This window comes from Aeribacillus sp. FSL K6-1305, assembly GCF_038050115.1.
Taxonomy (GTDB): Bacteria; Bacillota; Bacilli; order Bacillales; family Aeribacillaceae; genus Aeribacillus; species Aeribacillus composti.
This window is the reverse complement of the sequence record NZ_JBBOQV010000001.1, coordinates 653,951-671,614: the sequence shown is the minus strand read 5'-3', so window position 1 is coordinate 671,614 and position 17,664 is coordinate 653,951. Positions and strand designations below refer to the sequence as shown.

General features: G+C 40.1%; 15 protein-coding genes and 1 pseudogene. 4 read left to right on the top strand and 12 right to left on the bottom strand.

Annotation, left to right across the window (positions count from 1 at the left end; all coding sequences use genetic code 11):
• Positions 1-2 precede the first annotated feature (2 nt).
• The 4 genes and pseudogenes from NST97_RS03120 to NST97_RS03105 form a co-directional block, all read right to left on the bottom strand.
• Positions 3-413 carry an acyl-CoA thioesterase gene (locus NST97_RS03120; protein WP_063389531.1) on the bottom strand — a complete coding sequence of 137 codons (411 nt, stop codon included), beginning with the start codon at positions 411-413 and terminating at the stop codon, positions 3-5.
• 109 nt (positions 414-522) lie between these two features.
• On the bottom strand, positions 523-1,431 hold the full coding sequence (locus NST97_RS03115; protein ID WP_063389532.1) for a ketopantoate reductase family protein: 909 nt from the start codon (positions 1,429-1,431) through the stop codon (positions 523-525).
• A gap of 609 nt (positions 1,432-2,040) precedes the next feature.
• Positions 2,041-2,190 (bottom strand): annotated as a pseudogene (locus NST97_RS03110) (alcohol dehydrogenase); the annotation flags it as partial.
• On the bottom strand, positions 2,156-2,398 hold the full coding sequence (locus NST97_RS03105; protein WP_340733689.1) for a hypothetical protein: 243 nt from the start codon (positions 2,396-2,398) through the stop codon (positions 2,156-2,158). The pseudogene NST97_RS03110 and the gene NST97_RS03105, both read right to left, overlap by 35 nt.
• 350 nt (positions 2,399-2,748) lie before the next feature.
• On the opposite strand from NST97_RS03105, the gene NST97_RS03100 reads away from it, so the two are divergent.
• Positions 2,749-4,845, top strand: coding sequence for a DNA topoisomerase III (locus tag NST97_RS03100; RefSeq protein ID WP_341342918.1), 2,097 nt, complete (start codon positions 2,749-2,751; stop codon positions 4,843-4,845).
• A gap of 480 nt (positions 4,846-5,325) precedes the next feature.
• Here NST97_RS03100 and NST97_RS03095 read toward each other — a convergent pair whose 3' ends face one another.
• Together NST97_RS03095 and NST97_RS03090 are read right to left on the bottom strand one after the other, a co-directional pair.
• Positions 5,326-5,526: a cold-shock protein gene (locus NST97_RS03095; protein WP_339199864.1), complete on the bottom strand. Its 201-nt coding sequence runs from the start codon at positions 5,524-5,526 to the stop codon at positions 5,326-5,328.
• Between the two features lie 266 nt (positions 5,527-5,792).
• Positions 5,793-6,233 carry a DMT family transporter gene (locus NST97_RS03090; RefSeq protein WP_340806405.1) on the bottom strand — a complete coding sequence of 147 codons (441 nt, stop codon included), beginning with the start codon at positions 6,231-6,233 and terminating at the stop codon, positions 5,793-5,795.
• A gap of 496 nt (positions 6,234-6,729) precedes the next feature.
• On the opposite strand from NST97_RS03090, the gene NST97_RS03085 reads away from it, so the two are divergent.
• Positions 6,730-8,151, top strand: a complete 1,422-nt coding sequence (locus tag NST97_RS03085) for a LysM peptidoglycan-binding domain-containing protein (protein WP_341342917.1) — start codon at positions 6,730-6,732, stop codon at positions 8,149-8,151.
• Between the two features lie 70 nt (positions 8,152-8,221).
• Here the strand turns inward: NST97_RS03085 and NST97_RS03080 are convergent, their stop codons facing one another.
• The 5 genes from NST97_RS03080 to NST97_RS03060 form a co-directional block, all read right to left on the bottom strand.
• Positions 8,222-11,347, bottom strand: a complete 3,126-nt coding sequence (locus tag NST97_RS03080) for an MMPL family transporter (RefSeq protein WP_341342916.1) — start codon at positions 11,345-11,347, stop codon at positions 8,222-8,224.
• Entirely contained in the window at positions 11,344-11,796 is a 453-nt protein-coding gene (locus tag NST97_RS03075; protein WP_063389539.1) for a MarR family winged helix-turn-helix transcriptional regulator, read from the bottom strand. The genes NST97_RS03080 and NST97_RS03075 overlap by 4 nt, the downstream gene beginning before the upstream one ends.
• Positions 11,797-12,194: 398 nt before the next feature.
• Positions 12,195-12,416 (bottom strand): hypothetical protein, encoded by a 222-nt coding sequence (locus NST97_RS03070; protein ID WP_063389540.1) that lies wholly within the window; start codon positions 12,414-12,416, stop codon positions 12,195-12,197.
• Entirely contained in the window at positions 12,400-12,936 is a 537-nt protein-coding gene (locus tag NST97_RS03065; RefSeq protein ID WP_094245727.1) for an RNA polymerase sigma factor, read from the bottom strand. Before NST97_RS03065 ends, NST97_RS03070 begins: the two co-directional genes overlap by 17 nt.
• A complete protein-coding gene (locus NST97_RS03060) occupies positions 12,920-13,297 on the bottom strand; it encodes a hypothetical protein (RefSeq protein ID WP_339211463.1) in 378 nt (125 codons plus the stop codon). Before NST97_RS03060 ends, NST97_RS03065 begins: the two co-directional genes overlap by 17 nt.
• Before the next feature lie 387 nt (positions 13,298-13,684).
• Between NST97_RS03060 and NST97_RS03055 the strand changes: the two genes are divergently transcribed.
• Both NST97_RS03055 and NST97_RS03050 read left to right on the top strand, forming a co-directional pair.
• Entirely contained in the window at positions 13,685-14,392 is a 708-nt protein-coding gene (locus tag NST97_RS03055) for a DsbA family oxidoreductase (protein ID WP_340881395.1), read from the top strand.
• Positions 14,393-15,049: 657 nt separating this feature from the next.
• A complete protein-coding gene (locus NST97_RS03050; protein WP_021292746.1) occupies positions 15,050-16,219 on the top strand; it encodes an ISL3 family transposase in 1,170 nt (389 codons plus the stop codon).
• 66 nt (positions 16,220-16,285) lie between these two features.
• Here the strand turns inward: NST97_RS03050 and NST97_RS03045 are convergent, their stop codons facing one another.
• On the bottom strand, positions 16,286-17,608 hold the full coding sequence (locus tag NST97_RS03045) for a hypothetical protein (protein WP_341342915.1): 1,323 nt from the start codon (positions 17,606-17,608) through the stop codon (positions 16,286-16,288).
• Between the last annotated feature and the right edge of the window lie 56 nt (positions 17,609-17,664).

Sequence of the window (17,664 nt, the reverse complement as noted above, 5' to 3'; positions counted from 1 at the left end):
CATTAAACAGCTACTAAGTATTGTTCAAGGATCGAACGCATTTCAGGAGTTAAAGGCTCAGAACGCTGCAACTTAAAATTGTAATGAACGATAACTCCTTCCCCTTTTGCGATCAATTTCCCCGTTTCTGCATTTTTTATTTCATGCTCCATCGAAAAGCTTTTCGTTCCAATCCGCGTAATTTTTGAAGTTACCGTTAATGTATCATGGGCATACGCTTGGGCAAGGTAATCACATTTTGTGGATGCTAAAATAAATTTCCAGTCTTGGTTCCCTACTTGTTTTGACATGTGTTTTAAAAATTTAGTCCGAGCTTCCTCCATATACAAATAATAGCTTGTATTGTTAACATGGCCTGACGCATCCGTTTCGCAATATCTTACATAAATTTCTGTATCTGGAATGGTCTTCATGCTAAATCGTCCTTTCTTTTATGTCTTATTTTTCTGTTTTTATCAATCGATCGATATTTATGTATGAATGGAATTGAATCCTACATGTGTATAGGAATTGTCCATCGGATCATCGATGTGTTTCAAGAAAAAGCAAATTGCTGTACAACGTTTGAAGAACAGGCGTTTCAACACCAATCTGCCGCCCCTTTTTCACGATAAACCCGCACAATGATTCGATTTCCATCCTTTTTCCTTTCAATCGATCTTGCAGCATGGACGGCTTATGCTTCAGAGCTGCTCCTGAATTGGCAAAAGTGCGATGAAACATTTCTTCATCTAATGGAATCCCGATTTTATTGGCTACTCGCATCACTTCTCGGCAAGCATTTTCAGCTGTTTTCCTCAATTCTTTATGCTCCATAATTTCACCGACAGTCGCTTTGGATAAAGCAGCAAGCGGATTGAAGGTTGCATTCCACAACAGCTTTTTCCACTTATCCAGCATGATATCATCTGTTGTTTTTACAAAAATTTCAGCTTGACGAAAAAGATCTGCCACTTTATCGCGGAACGAAATGAGAGATTCATCCAGAGCACCGATTACTAGTTTTGCTCTTCCGCTATGCTTTATGACCCCAGGCTCTTCCACATGTGACGACAGATAGGTTGCAGCTGACAAGAGCCTTTTTCCACCTAAAATTTGAGCGAGCTTTTCTTCATTGTCGACTCCATTTTGCAGCGTCAAAACAACTGCGCGATCATTCTGCAAAGAGGCAATCTGTTCTGCTGTACTTTCCGTGTCTGTTGATTTCACACAAAACAGTATCAGCTCACAATCAGCAAAATCCTCTATTTTATCTGTAAAAACACCGTCTATTGTGAGGAGTTGATCATTCGTTTTAACCACTAAACCTGATTTTTTCATTGCCTCTAAATGCTTGCCCCTTGCAAGAAAAACAACATCATGTCCGGCTTTCTTTAACAAAGCTCCAAAATAGCCGCCGACCGCGCCAGCTCCAGCAACAGCGATTTTCATAACATTCCCCCTTCAATTGAATCAAAAAGCTTATGAATGACAGAATAAACAGAAAATAATGAAATGCAAGTTTTGCACCTCAATTATTAACCTAATCTTTTCATTAATCAAGTGAAAGCATTCGGGACTGAAAAGTCTTGAGTGTTTAAAACCAATAGTAAAAACGAGCCTCCAAAACAGATAATAATCTTGAAATCAATATCAGACTCTAGACTATTATGATTTATTCTATGTTCCATGAGGATTCGCAAAGCGCGCAGATCACAAACACTCATAACTTAAAATGACGGCAATGCTATAAAAAAAGAAGCAGAAGTTGAAAAAAGCCTTTCCAAAATGAACGAACTCCGTGAAATAGCTTCTCTCCCCCACCGAATCGTTGACTTAGCTTTCGAATAAAATACGCCTAATTTATTTTCAAGTCTTGTAAACATACAGCAGCTGGCACGTTTTTGCTTTCTTAAATTTTACAGTTTATATGAAAAATGAACAGATAGGTTTAAGCATCCATCCAACACACATAACCCCGTTCTAAGTTTAGGACGGGGTTACAATAAAATGGTTTACTTTTTAAGAACAATGCTTCACTTACATCAAGATTTTTAAAGGTTAATCATTGGATAAAATGACTTTCATCGCTTTTTCTTTAGCCGCATTGCGAAATACTTCGTATGCCTGCAAAATCTGGTCCAGCGAAAAACGATGAGTGACTAACTGTTCCGGTTTAATTTTTCCTGACTGCACCGTCTTTAGCAGCAACTGAAAAATTCTTTTTATATATTACTGCCATTAAAAGCGGAACAACGATTGCCAAGTCTATTAAAGTGCCAAGGATGACCCATCCCATTTCCTCAGGCAATACCATAATCGACAAAGGCGACCTATATATTAGAAAATTGGAACAAAGTACCAGCACCAATAAGGACAACCATATATACCTTTTTTTATCAAATTGCCAAGCTTCCACAAATCCACCCCTTTTTACCTATATTGTAACAGATTTTAAAATATTTCGTTTTTTATTTTTGTTAATTTTCAAAATTGCCAGCTTTCTCCTTGTCTCTGCTGATTTTAAGAAACGAACATGTTCCTAAATGGAGTGTGATTGATTTCTTGAGGTAATACGAAAGAACTAAATTTGAACATGCATCCTCTGTATGTGAACAGTCAATCATCCCATAGTACAACCTTTACAAGAATTCATTGCCTTAAGAGATATAAAACTGAAACATATTATGCTTTTTCATTCAACTAATGCAAACCTCCCTCCATTCCGTTATACTTAAAACGTTGTTGATTGAAAGAAAGGAGCATTATATGAAATCTCTCGTTTTAGCTGAAAAGCCGAGCGTTGCACGTGAGATAGCCCGTGTGCTTGGCTGCAAAAAAGAGCATAAATTTCACTTTGAAGGAAGCAAGTATATCGTAACGTGGGCGCTCGGTCATTTAATTGAATTGAAGATGCCGGAACATTACGATCCAAAATATAAAACATGGCGGCTGGAAGATTTGCCAATTATCCCAGAAAAAATGGGGTTAAAAGTAATTAGACAAACGAGCCGGCATTATAAAGGCATAGAACTGTTGGCGAAACGAACGGACATTAAAGATTGCATTATCGCAACAGACGCCGGACGTGAAGGCGAACTTGTTGCAAGATGGATTTTAAAAAAGCTGAACTGGAAAAAGCCGATTTTGCGCCTATGGATTTCATCTCAGACCGATAAAGCCATTCGTGACGGTTTCAAGCATTTAAAACCTGGGAAACAATTTGAAGCATTATATCAGTCTGCTGTTTGCCGTGCAGAGGCAGATTGGCTCATCGGCTTAAATGTGACAAGAGCTTTGACGACGAAATATAATGACCCGCTTTCGGCAGGGCGCGTGCAGACCCCAACCCTTGCCATGATCATGAAAAGGGAAACAGAAATTCAAAAATTTGTACCGAAGCCGTATTGGACGATTCATGCAAAAATCGGTTCCATTCATACCATCTGGGAGCGAAACGGCGAAAAAAGAATTTTTTCCAAAGAAACGGCTGAACATCTATTGGCAAACCTGAATGGTAAAAAAGGTACAGTCATCAAAGTGGAGCGCAAGCAAAAGAAAGAACATCAGCCGCTGCCATACGACCTAACCGAGCTGCAGCGGGATGCCAACAAGCGTTTCGGCTTTTCCGCAAAGAAAACGTTAACGATACTGCAAAAGCTTTATGAGCATTATAAGCTTGTCACATACCCGCGGACAGACTCCCGTTATTTAACTGCGGATATGGAATCGACAATGTTTGACAGGCTTCAGGCAATGGCTTCCGGCTATAAAGACGAAATCCGCCCTCTCCTTTCCAACAAAGGAAAAATTTTATTAAAACGGGTGTTCAATAATGAAAAAGTGACCGATCATCATGCCATTATCCCGACGGAGGAACCGCTAAATATGAGCCAGCTTTCCAATGATGAAAGGAAGCTGTATGATTTGATTGCCCGCCGGTTTTTGGCGCTGTTTTATCCTGCTTACGAATATGAAACCGTCCATGCGGTTTTTGATGTGAACGGAGAAACACTCACTGCAAAAGAGACAATTGTATTGAATAATGGATTTAAAGCCGTTTTAGGGAAGCAGCAGGATGAGCCGGAAAACAGAAACATCCCTGCTTTGGTTAAAGGACAATCTTTTGCTGTTCATCAAGTAGAAATAGAAGAAAAATTGGAAGAACCTCCTCTTCGCTATTCAGAGGCGGACATTCTTACGCAGATGGAAAAGTTCGGACTCGGCACTCCTGCAACTAGGGCGGATATTATTGAAAGACTTATCGAAACAGAAGCGGTTGAGCGAAAAAACGGAAGGTTCTACCCAACGAAAAAAGGTAAACAACTGATTGAACTTGTCAATGATGAACTAAAATCACCTGAGCTGACAGCGCGCTGGGAAAAAGAGCTTGAAGCGATCGCACGGGGAAAAGGAAATCCTGAATTTTTCCTAAACAACATTCGCAAGCAAACGAAACGGCTCGTTAATGAAATAAAAAATAGCGACCGAAGCTACAAAGCACACAATTTAACCGGCTCCATGTGCCCGGAATGCGGCTCCTTTTTAAAAATACGTTCTACAAAAGAAGGACGTTTATTAGTATGTTCGAACATGGAATGCCGCTATAGCAAACGAAAAGATCCGAAGCTGTCCAACCGGCGCTGTCCACAATGCAAAAAACGAATGGAAATCCATAACGGCAAAGCCGGTGTTTACTTCCAATGCCGCCGCTGCAATGTGGTTGAAAAAGCGGAAGAAAAGAAAACAGCAGTCAATAACCGCAAAGATCGGGCTTTAATTCAAAAATACAGCCCGAAAAGCGATTCTTTTGGCACAAGTTTAGGTGATTTGTTAAAACAGGTGTTGGAAGAAAAACAGCAATAAATAAAAAAGCTTCCGGATGCTGCGTTTACGACAAAAAGTTAGCTTGTTTCTATTTAAAAAACGGTGTCACGACGAATCTGGAATGGTATGCAGTTTGTTTCAAATTTTAAAAGGGATTTGTCAAATAAGTCATTTTTTCGGCTTATAGACAAACCCCTTTAATATTTAGAAACGTTCATATCGATGTTTATGATTATAATGGACTCCACTTTCTGGACAGCTCCTTATCATTCGTTAACTACACGCGAATTAAAACGTTATGTACTATTTGTTCCCCCCTGCATTTCTAAAAAGCTCAAAACAGTCAACCACATATATTCGAAAATGGTCTCCCCTCTTTCGACCTCCCCAATATATTTAAAAATCAAGAATGTTTATACACATGCTGCAGGGTCTTTATCGAACAGTAATCCTCAAGTCGAGATGTTTATAAATTTCTAAAAAAAAGCGGCACCTAAATAAGGCGCCACTTTGAAAGGATTAGTTTTTTTGTACGTTTGCCGCTTGAGGTCCGCGTTGGCCTTCGACAATTTCAAATTTAACAGTTTGCCCTTCTTCTAACGTTTTAAAACCATCGCTTTGAATCGCCGAAAAATGAACAAACACATCGTCTCCACCATCGACTTCAATAAATCCAAACCCTTTTTCACTGTTAAACCATTTTACCTTACCTGTGTTCATGCTTTTTCCTCCAAAAAAAGATTTTACCATTCATTGTTTGTTTTTCATAAGAAAAAAAGCCGTACACTCATGAGAAATGCAGACCATATAAGATCGCCTGCATTTCAATATGAGGTACGACTTATAATGGATCCATGATAAAACGAACTAAATGGCTAATTCATTATAACCAATCAAACATTAAGAGTCAAGAAAATGTAAGAATGTTCTTGACTCTTTAAGGGTGATACTTTACGTTATACGCTGCTTTCCCCTTAAAACAAATCTCATTCACTGCCGCGGTAAAGAAAGAACAGAGCTGTCAGCATTAGCCCGATCCCAATCAGGCGGTTTATGTCTATTCGATTTTTCGGCATTCCAAATAATCCAAAATGATCAATGATGACGCTGATGGCCATTTGACCGATGATTCCTGCAAGGAGCGTTACGGCCACCCCAACCTTCGGAACAGAAATAATGGTAAACGTGACGAACATCGCGCCTAAAAATCCCCCAAGCAAATTCCATTTTGGAACTTGAAACAAATCGGTAATGTGGCCCTTTCCAAAAAATAAAACAAGGAACGCTAAAACCATTGTTCCAACAAAAAAAGAGACAAATGCTCCTTCAACAGCACCGATTTTTTTGCCTAGACTTCCGTTAACCGGCGACTGTATTCCTATCATCATCCCACCCAGTATCGCTAAAAAAATGTAAATCCATTTCATCCTGAACCCTCCCCAGAAATATAATTTCTCTTCTACCCGCTTGAACTCCTTTACGTAAAAACGTTCTTAAGTAAAAAAGTTGATTTTCTAAAATTTTCATTTTGTAAAAAAAGAAGAGACTTAAAAAAACGGCGCTTTCGTAAAAGCTCTTAAAATGATGAAAGACAACAGAATTTTTCAATAAATTTCTGTTGTCTGAAAGTGCAAACCTGCCGTTCAGATGAGAATCAAACCCGTTAAATAATTTTCTAGCACCCACACAGAAAATGACGCTGTAAAGGAGGAGATTAAGACCGATCTATTTGTTTGATGAAGAGCACAACGTTTACAAGTATATTCGGCCTGATGATTAGTTCAATTATCCATTAACGACAATTTACTACACTTGTTATATGTAAAGACCTTAAAAAATTATATTCAGCAAACTATTTTCTCTCATGTCATTTTCTAGATCAACCATTTTCAACATATATATAAACAAAAAAAGGAGGCACTTATGATCATTCATATTATACAAAGAGGAGAGACTTTATGGAACATAGCTGAACGCTACGGTATCAGTCTTTCAGAAATTATTGCTGCAAACAGTCTGCCCGATCCTAATCGATTACTGATTGGCCAATCACTTGTGATTCCCATTGCTTTTCGTCAACATATCGTCCGAGCAGGGGAAACATTATGGCAAATTGCCCAAAAATATGGAGTTGCCGTCGGGTCTATTGTTCAGGCTAACCATATTAGTGATCCTTCAAAAATTAATCCGGGAATGATTTTAAACATTCCGCCTCGCATCCATACTGTGAAGCCTGGAGAGAATTTATCGCAAATTTCTCAAATTTACCGTATATCCGTACAGGAAATTGCCAAAGCCAATCGAATTCAAAATCCCGACCTTCTTTATCCGGGGACAAGATTAACGATTCCTTTTGTAAAACCAGTCATTGACGTAAATGCATATACGATCCATGCAGGTGAAGAAGGAGGCAAAGAAGTTCGAGAAGCTGGCAGCTTTTTAACATACGTTTCTCCATTTGCCTATATCATCCGGGAAGACGGCGGACTCGATGCAATAAACGACACAGCGATTCTTCAATCTGCTTTAGCAGAACAAGTGATACCAATGATGAGCATAACAAATTTTACGTTCAGGGACCCCGGGTCACGGCTGGCTCATGTCATCCTTTCAAATACGGAACTGCAAGATCGATTATTGACCACCATTATAAACACTATGAAAGAAAAAGGTTATCGTGGATTAAATATTGATTTTGAAAATGTATATCCTGACGATCGTGAGTTATATAATCAATTTTTACAGCGCGCCGTTGACCGATTGCACAAAGAAGGATATTTTGTTTCGACCGCGCTCGCCCCTAAAACGAGCCCAGAACAAAAAGGAATATTATATGAGGCGCACGACTATGCCGCACACGGCAGGATTGCAGATTTCGTTATTTTAATGACATACGAATGGGGTTATAGGCTTGGACCTCCTCAGGCGATCTCTCCGCTTAATCAAATCAAACAAGTGCTAGATTATGCTGTAACCGTCATTCCAAGAAATAAAATCTTTATGGGCTTCCAAGTATATGCTCGTGACTGGCTCCTTCCCCATGTTCAAGGTCAGGAAGCAGAAACATTTGATATGCAAGAAGCGATTCGTCGAGCAGTTCAACACGGTGCTGTGATACAGTATGATCGAACATCTCAATCTCCGTTTTATCGGTATGTGGATGAACAAGGCCGTACGCATGAGGTCTGGTTTGAAGACGCGCGCAGCACCCGGGCAAAATTTGATGCGGTAAAGGATTACGGTTTACGGGGATTTAGTTATTGGGTACTTGGCTATCCGTTCCCGCAAAATTGGGTATTACTTGAAGACAATTTTCAAGTGCGGAAATTCCGTTCAATTCATTGATAGCAGAAGTCTCTCATAGCACAAATGAAAATAAGGGAACCTACGCACAAAGCGTATGTTCCCTTCTCGCTTATTCCTCTTTCATAAACGGCCACCAGTTCGCTTTACCAAACATTTTGACCATCACCGGTACAAATAGCGGCAGTACAACAAGAGCATATAAAAATAATCCTGTTAAAACAATTGTGGCAATTTCGAGCAGCGACAGCACACCGGACGGAAGCATCGCCGCAAATGTTCCGCCTAAAATGACCGCGGCGGAAATAATGACCGTTCCCATATGACTCATAGCTGAAAGCATCGCTTCTGTGACAGGCAAATCTCTGTATTCGTTGAAGCGGTTCATAAGGAAGATGCTGTAATCTATGCCAAGCGCAATTAAAATGACAAATGAGAAAAATGGAACTGCCCAGTTCAAACCGTCGTATCCAAGAAGGCGAACGAAAATGGCTTCTGACACTGCCATTGATGTGTAATACGTTAGAATAAGCGATAAAATTAAATAAATCGGCATGACAAACGAGCGCAGCAATGCAATTAATATAAGAGCAATCCCTATCAGCATCAATACAACTGTGCGGGAGTAGTCGTTTGCTGAAATCTCGTTCAAGTCGGAGTAAATGCTAGTAACCCCGTCATAGGCAATTTTCGCATTTTCAAGCTTCGTGTCTTTTACGGCAAACTCCACCGCTTGTTTGACCTCAGTAAGCTGATCCATCGCTGAAGTTGAATATGGATTTTTCTCGAAAACAACATCAATGGTTGTCACTTTGCCGTCATTCGATAAGTAAGCTTCTTTCGCATCCGCAAATTCTTTGCTTTCAAGCACTTCCTTCGGCATGTACCAGCCTGCCATTTCCTGATTTGAAGAAGAAAGACCAGATAAGTAATTTTCAGCAGAACCGAGACCATCGGCTACTTGATTTAGACCATCCACGCTTTTGTCAAGGCCTGAAATCAGCTGATTCATTTGTCCATCCAGCTGAGAAAAACCTTGCAGCAATTCCTCCTGTCCATTGTTGACTTGGCTTAAGCCGTTAGACAGCTCCGGCAATTTTGAAATGATGGTTTGCTGTCCAACCGCTGCCTTATCCAACCCTTTTTGCAGCTGATCAAGCCCGTTGATGAGCTCTCCCATTCCATTAACAAGCGCTTTTTGACCTGAAAGTAATTCAGAATATGAACGGTTCGCCTGCTCTATTCCATTTGTCACTCGCTGAAGCGCTCCGTTAATTTGCTGAAATCCGCTTCTCATTTGTTTTGCTTGTTCACTAAGCTGGGAAGCTGCCATTTTCACCTGTTGATACTCAGCATCCTGCTGAAGCTGCTGATGTCGTTGTTCGATGCGGTTTAAAGAATCACTCATACCGGATAAATGTGTTGACAATTGACCGAGATGTGATTCCATCTGTTGATATTGTTTCAGCAATGAATATAGACTGCTTCCGGCTGTTTCATATCCTTTCAAAAGCTGTTCTGCGCCGGATTGCAGCTTTTTCGCATTGTTTTGAACGGTCTCAAGCCCTTTCTTTATGTCACCGGCACCCATTGATCCGCTCTCGATCCCCTGTTTAACTTGCGAAAGCCCTTTTTCAAGATCACCGACGCCGGCTTTTAATTCATTTGTTCCGGAAACGAGCGCTTCAATACCGTCTGTTGCTTGTTTTAATTTCGGAGATGATGCAGAAAGCTCTTTGCTCGCTTCATTCAAACCGGAGCTGATTTGTTCAAGCCCTTCATTTCCCTGAACAATTCCGTCTTTCAGCGTTTTCGCCTGTTCTGTCACAAATAATTGGTCGATCTGTTCGCCTGTCGGTCTCGTTACTGAGCGGACCGTCTCGACACCTTCAACTTTTTCGATGCTTCTGCTTATTTTTTCAATTAAAGCAAAGTATTCCGTCCTATTCATGTTGTCATCATTTTTGATCACAATTTTTGTCGGCATCGCTTCGCCTGGGTTGAAGCTTTTCGAAATAATATTAAAAGCCTTGACAGAGTCGTAATCATCCCCGATTTCTTGAAGGGAATTAAACGACAGCTTGCCGTCATAGGAAAGCAGCACTGGGAGGGTAATGATTCCTACGATGATTAAAGAAACAAGCGGTCTGGTGAACGAAAAACGTCCTGCAAAGTCCCATAGCTTGCTCTGTTTATGTTCCAGATTTCCTTTAACTGGCCAAAACAACACCGGGCCAAGCACAGCCATGAAAAACGGAACAAGCGTCATAAGTGCTACCAGCAGGATGGCGACTCCGACAGCGACTGCCGCAGCCGATTGATAAAGCTTAAATGATGACAATCCGATCGCCGCAAAGCCGATCATAACGGCTAAACCGCTGAAAAACACTGTTTTTCCTGCCGTGCGATAGGTTGTTATAATCGCTTCAGTTCGGCTTTCTTGTTTGCCAAGCTCCTCTTTAAAGCGGCTTAGCAGTAAAATGCAATAGTCTGTACCGATCCCGAACAAAATGGCGACCAAAAATGTTTGCGTAAAAGTGGACAATGGAAAATTCACCATTTCAACTAAAAAGGCGACAATTGACTGTGATGCCAAATATGTAATACCGACTGTCAAGAGCGGCACAAATGGCGCTATAAGCGAGCGGAAAACGATCAGCAAGACGATCAAAATAAACACGACTGTTATGCCTTCTGTTTTTTTCACTCCTTCCTGCGAGCTGACAATAACGTCTTCATCGATGATCCAGCTGCCGGTATAATAATGCTCCAATGAAATATTATCGATCACTTTATAAAGAGCGGATGTCATTTCTTTTGCCGTTCTTCCGTCTCTTTCCATTTGTATTGACGTCAAGATGGTGGTTTTATCTTTTGAAACAAGCTGATCCTTTAACTCCTCTTGATGAAAAGGCGAAACAATTTCTGTAATCCGTAAATTCTTGCTGTTTTGTTCAAGCTGTTTTACAGCTTGTTCCGCTTCTTTCCAATCTTCCTTTGTCAGCCCGTCCTCATTATGCAGCACAAGGGCGACTGATATTAGATCTCCTGAATGCTCTTTGCTCTGAATTTCTTTTAAAATGTCATTCGCAATCGAAGAGGAATAACCTTCCGGAACCGTAATTTGCCCTTTTTCGCGCACAAGCTCCTCCATGTTTGGCGATGTAAAGAGCAAACCAATAACAGCAACAAGCCATAAAATGAGTACAAACCATTTTCCTTTCAGGATTGCCCTCATGACTCAACCTCCAGTTCAAGCAATACGTTTGCCAATTTTTCATAGGTTTGAATAAACGATTCGATCTCGTCCTCCGAAAATTTTGTTATGAACGATCCTACAACTTTATGAACTCTCTCTTCTGTGCTTGCAAACAAATTGCTCCCTTTTTCAGTCAAAGCCAAATAAATAACCCTCCTGTCTTTTTCATCGCGAATTCGCTGAACAAATCCTTTCTCAACAAGCCGATTAATCATCGCTGTGATCGCGCTTTTGTTCACTCGAAAAACATTAGCTAGTTCTGTTGAAGTGCACCTTTCCTTTTGATGGATATAGCGCAAAAGATAGTGTTGTTCGTTTGTGATATCTGGATCAATTTCACATTTCACAAGTTCTTCCGCTCTTTTCGTCACAATGAACGAAACCTTAATATACCGTTCGATCAATTCATCTATTTTTTTTCGATCCATTGTCTGCCCCCTATTTTAAATAGTTCAACTATTTAACTATTAAACTATTTAACTATCAACCTGTCAATCAATTTGTATGAAAATTGGCAAACTTCCTCTTCTTCAAACGCGTGAAAGGTGCATTCCAATAAATGAAGGCTTCCCTAACGTGCTGAACGCTAGTTTCCATTCTCTAAAATATGTTCTTAGCATAGAAAAAATGTTGTGTGAGCTAAGCTTTCATACTGTAAAAGATCCGGGTCACATAAGAGCAGATTCGCCGAGCAGCAGGCAGGACTGTCCGTTGCACTCTCAATGCTTTCGTTATCGAACTGAGAAGCTCCTGTTTCAAGTGAGTTAAACGGCGAGCAATTCATGGAAAAAGGGATCAACCTGCAAAGATGATCCCATCCATCGGTTCACAAAATCATCCAAACCGAAACAGCTAGCGAAGCAACAATTGGAATAACCTGAATACATACCATTCCTTTAAAGGTGATTCGTTCTTCAGGAATCGGAAATGAAGCCTTTTCACAAAGCCAATTAGCAAGCTTCTCCATTTTTGACTTTTTCATTGGAAAATCCGGTACTTCCACTGTATATTTTTTTAATAATTTATCAATTTCACGATCCTTTTCCATCAGATTCGATCCCCCATTCTTTCCTCATTTTTTGAACCGCTTGATGCAGCCTTGATTTCACCGTGCCCAAAGGTATGTTTAAGATGCGCGCAATATCCTTTTGTGACAGATCATGATAATAAAACAATACGATAACAGCCCGCTGTTCGTTTGAAAGCGATTGAAGCATCCGCTCGACCTCCATTTTTTCATCGGAACGGGATATGTTGACAGGCTCTTTATATAAAAACGGAAGAAGACGGTGCCACCTTGCTCTCATATTTATTTTGCTGATCATCGTATGATAAGCAATTTGAAAAAGATATGTCTTCAGCCTCCCTTTTTCAGGGGAAAAGTAATGCTTTTTTTGCTGCAGCTTCAAAAATGCATCTTGAACGACATCCATGCTAAGCTGGTCGTCCCGTGTACAACGGTAAATAAAGCGGAAAAGCGGTGCTCGATATCGTTCATAAAGCTCGTTCAAAGCTTCCGTATCACCGTTTTGAAATTTTTCCATCAGCTTTTCATCTGTTAAATTCATCTGACCACCGCTCTTTAATTCCTTTGAACACATACAGGATTCTTCCGATAAACCAAAGAAACGTCATTAAAGTAAACATAAACGATTGATGAAGGAAAAATTGAATGACAGGACTGTTAATGTTATCTCCCTTTATTAGAAAGATAAAGAGTCCTGTGAGGCAGCAAAATGAATAAATTGCGGATATAACCGTAATCGTATCCCAACGGGTCCAATAGAAATAAAGATCGGTTTTTTTAAAATCAATGTTTCCCCATCGATCCCGAACGACCTTTTTATTTAAAGAAGCGATCGAAACACCGAAAATCGTTCCGATGATTCCGCCTACAATTAAACTGATTACCCAGCCGGTTACAGGCATAATTGTCATCTCCTTTCCCATCATTCATTTGTTTATACAAATCGTGAAAGGAAAAAGTTCATTTTTTTCCGTAATTTTTTAATAAAAAGGCTTCAGGTTGATTTCATCTGTAATATTAACAAAATTGCTGTTAGTTCTAATGTTTCGCTGGCCGTTTTACATGAAACGCTCCGATTCCATTCCGTTGATCAACATTTTACATCTTCTTGTAGATAAATCTCACGTTTTTTTCGCAAACGTCATAGGTCCGAAACAGATTCAATCATTTTAATGTTTTATGAAAAATGAAGTTTTCCTGTTTCTTTCTGTCAAGTCGAAAAAGTTGAAGTTGTTTCTTTTCATTCGATACAATGGATGTGCGATTGATTCATAAAAGAAGGTGAAAACGTGAAAATTGAAATATGGTCTGATTATGTTTGCCCATTTTGCTATATCGGAAAACGGCGTATGGAAAAAGCGCTCGAGCTGTTTCAGCACAAGGAGCAAGCGGAAATCGTGTTCCGCAGCTTTGAGCTTGATCCAACCGCCAAAAAGGAATACGATCTTTCCATCCATGAAATCATTGCTCAAAAATACGGTATTTCCGTTGAGGAAGCGAAGCGGGCAAATAACGATGTTGCCAAACAGGCAGAGTCCGTCGGATTGACATTTCGCTTCGAGGAAATGAAGCCAACAAATACGTTCGATGCCCATCGATTAGCGAAATATGCAGATAAAAAAGGGAAAGGAAGAGAAATGCACGAACGGCTCTTTTATGCTTATTTCACTGAATCGAAATTAATCAGTGACCATCAAGTTTTAGTTGAACTCGCAGAAGAAATCGGCTTGGATGGCGACGAAGTCAAGCAAGTGCTTTCAAGCAGTCAATTGGAAGAGGAAGTTAGAAAGGATGAACAGGAAGCCTCACGTCTCGGTGTCAGAGGTGTGCCGTTTTTCGTCATCAACCGCAAATATGCCATTTCTGGGGCGCAGCCAACAGAAGTATTTTTGAAAAGCTTTCAAAAAATATGGGATAAAGAAAACTCTTCTTCGCCGCTCAAACCACTGGCAGCTGATGGCGGAGGACTATGCAACGATCAGAGCTGTAAAATGTAATTCGTCCTGACCGCAAATGGACAGGAGGAACAACGGTCATCAAAAACGACGTGTCCTCCTTTTGTATTTCTTTCAGTTCATGACGATCTGTCAATTGCTCACATCGCAAAGTTTGTTTAATTTATTTACTTAAATTCGTTTGTTAACACATATAAAAGAACCGAATCGTCAGGTTATCAATGTTTACATCCTTTGTTACATTGACTAACCTTCCCAAGTTTTCTTTAGAGGAACAATTCTTACTTTACTCCTCAAACTATGAAATTTAGGCGGTGCGGCTGCTCATTATGTCTTCATAACGGTGATGAATCGTTTAACTATTTTTCTTGTTGATCTGCTATTCCTTTTTTCTTGAATGATGCAAAGACCTTTCCATTTTATTACACTTGCACCCGAAATAAAAAATCCACGTCAAAGTCCTAGAGGTAAAATACTGGGATTTTGACGTGGATCTCTATTTTCCCTTCAAATTTATGAATTTTTCATCCATCGCAACATTGTAAATGATTTCAAAGAACGGACTTTTTTCCATTTAATGGGCTCTTCACCACAAAATGTACTTGACAATCAGGTTGTTTTCTGATCAAGGGTACAAAAAATGCGAAATTTCCTGTATGGTAAAGGTGACCAAACCATCAACCATGGAGGAAATTTCGCATGCAATCTCAGTTTATCAAAGATTTGATCACTTTACCAGGCTTTCTTATTCATGGAGAACGAAAAGAGGGAGAACGATGGATTTTTGAACTTTCCCTCCCTCCTCATTGTCCGATCTGCCCGACTTGCTTCGGACGGACAACCAAAATATCATCGAAACGAAAACAATGGATTCATGGCTATACAAATACGGTCGGTTTATTTTGGATTGAACTTCCCATAGAAAGACGGCGTTGCCAAGCCTGTTTTCTGACGTTCACCGTTTCTTATCCGGGACTTCCGTCTCACAGTATCGCGACGGAATCGTTTCAACATTGGGTCGCCCAGTTATGCATCGGAAAAACGATTCAAGAAGTCGCTCGCTTGTTACAACTCGCCTATACGACAGTAGAACGCTGGTTTTATCAATATGCCCCGGCTCTTTTACCAACATCGAATCCTACAGTAGTATGTGTGGATGAATTCGCTTTCCGAAAGGGACATGATTACGGAGTAGCGGTGATGGATACACAGACTCGGAATGTCCTTTCCATTGCTTCTGGAAAAAATGAAGAAGCCATTGTGGAGGCGCTTCAACCCGTCGCCTCCAAAGTGAAGTATGTTGTCAGCGACTTGGCTCCTGCCATGAGAAAAGCCATTGAAAAGGTATGTCCAAAAGCCATCCATGTTCTTGACCACTTCCATGTGATTCAGTTATTCACCGATGCACTGGAACGTTGTCGCAAATACCTTGCCAAAGGCGGAACCAAACATGGAAGCGTTCGCCGCGTGTGCCGATTGTTAAGCCAACGTCCAGAAAAATTAACAGAAGAAGAGAGACAGGAAGTTCGACAATGGTGCCAAGAAAGTGCTTATTTACGTGATGTCTATCAAGCACTTCAACATTTCCGTTACGTATCCAAAAGCCAAACAAGAAAGCAAGCCGAAACTCGTTTGACCCAATGGTTTGACCGGTACCTTTTTAGCGACTGTGCCGCCGTACGTAGTATTGCCAAGGCACTCATCACCCGAAGAGACGCAGTGCTTTCTTGCATCGTTTTTTCTTACTCAAATGGTCCAATGGAAGGAATCAACAACAAAATAAAATTGATCAAAAGGCGAGGATATGGGTATCGAAATATCCAGCGTTTTACTTTGCGTGTCCGTCTAGAGACCTCTATCACATTTTAACGTAAAAATCAAGTACATCTTTTGGTGATGAACCATTTAATGTTTGATTATCCATTTCTTCATAAATTAAATTCTCGCTTCAAAAATGACCGCCTCTTGATCAAATTTCATATCCAATAGACCCTCTGTTTTATTTATAAAAGAGTTCCAATTGTTGATAAGATTATTGTAAGTAAATGGATAATACGCATGATGCGCCGACCAATCATTTTGAAAAAACATGTCCCAGTCGTTTTTTGAGGAATGATAACGGACAAGATCATTCCAATTCGCATCATTTGTTTTTTGTTCATATGAAACGTAAGCAGACGGTATAATATGCAAAAAGACATGATCTATATTTTTTTCTTTTGCGTGCCTTCTCATGCTTGAAATAATGTCATCGATGATTTTCGAATCAAGTATGGAATAAGCCCTTTTGCTCCGTCCATATGCTTCTTCCCTCTTTTCCTCCTGGAAGCGGTTGTATGATTCAATCGTTTTTTGGATAAATGAATGGTATACATGCTCAAGGTTGCCGCGCATTTTTTCAGACAATGGTGTATGAAGCAATGCTTCCAGCTTCATCCCTAATAATCCGAGTTCAATCCCGATTTGTTCTTCGCTTTTTGCAGCCGTATAGCCATGTTCAGTTCGGACCGCTTCTTGATAAAAGGATCCAGCCGCTTCAAAATCATATATCGTATAATGATCGCCGGTTTCTAAAGCGTTTTCCTTCTGTAAAAATTGTTGGCGGAGCGCCTCCAACTTAAAAGTATGGCTGCCCCTTAACAGCTGTTCACCATCCGTTCTGTCGATTGGGGCATAATCCTCATGCTTGCGTAAAAAAGATGTATATTGTTCGATGCGCTGTTCATAAGCTTTTAAAATATCGTTATACATCTCCTCTTTCACGACTGGGAGACCATGCTTCACAAAAAAGCCGCCAACTGATTTTGAAAAAGAATCAGCTAACTGTTGGATGCTTTGTTGAAAAAAATGATCGAGTTTGTCGAGCCGCTCTTTTCGTTGTTCACCAAAAAAATTTTCTTCAATCCAGTTTTTTAAATAAACATATTCTGAAGCTAGATCATCAATTTTTTCACCGAGGCGGTCAAAACGCCCAAATCCTGCCCGCCCCCTTGCTTTCGCGTAGAACTTAGTTGATTTCCAAGGAACGATTAGAGCGTTTGACTTCCCCCTTTTTAACGTGATTGTTTTCAGAACAGATCCGTGTGCCAGCGCTTCCTTCCTCAAATCTTTTATGTTGTCCTTTTCTGATTGGGCCCCAAGATTGGATTCATATATTTTTTCGACAATAGACTGTTTTTTCTCATGTTCTTTCAATGATTGCTGCAGAGCAACAATAGGTGCAAAACTGAATTGATCTGTGTAATAAAGCTGAACCATTGTCCCACCTCCTTTTATATCAGAAGCTAGAAAGGATTCCTAAACTTTCATTTTTT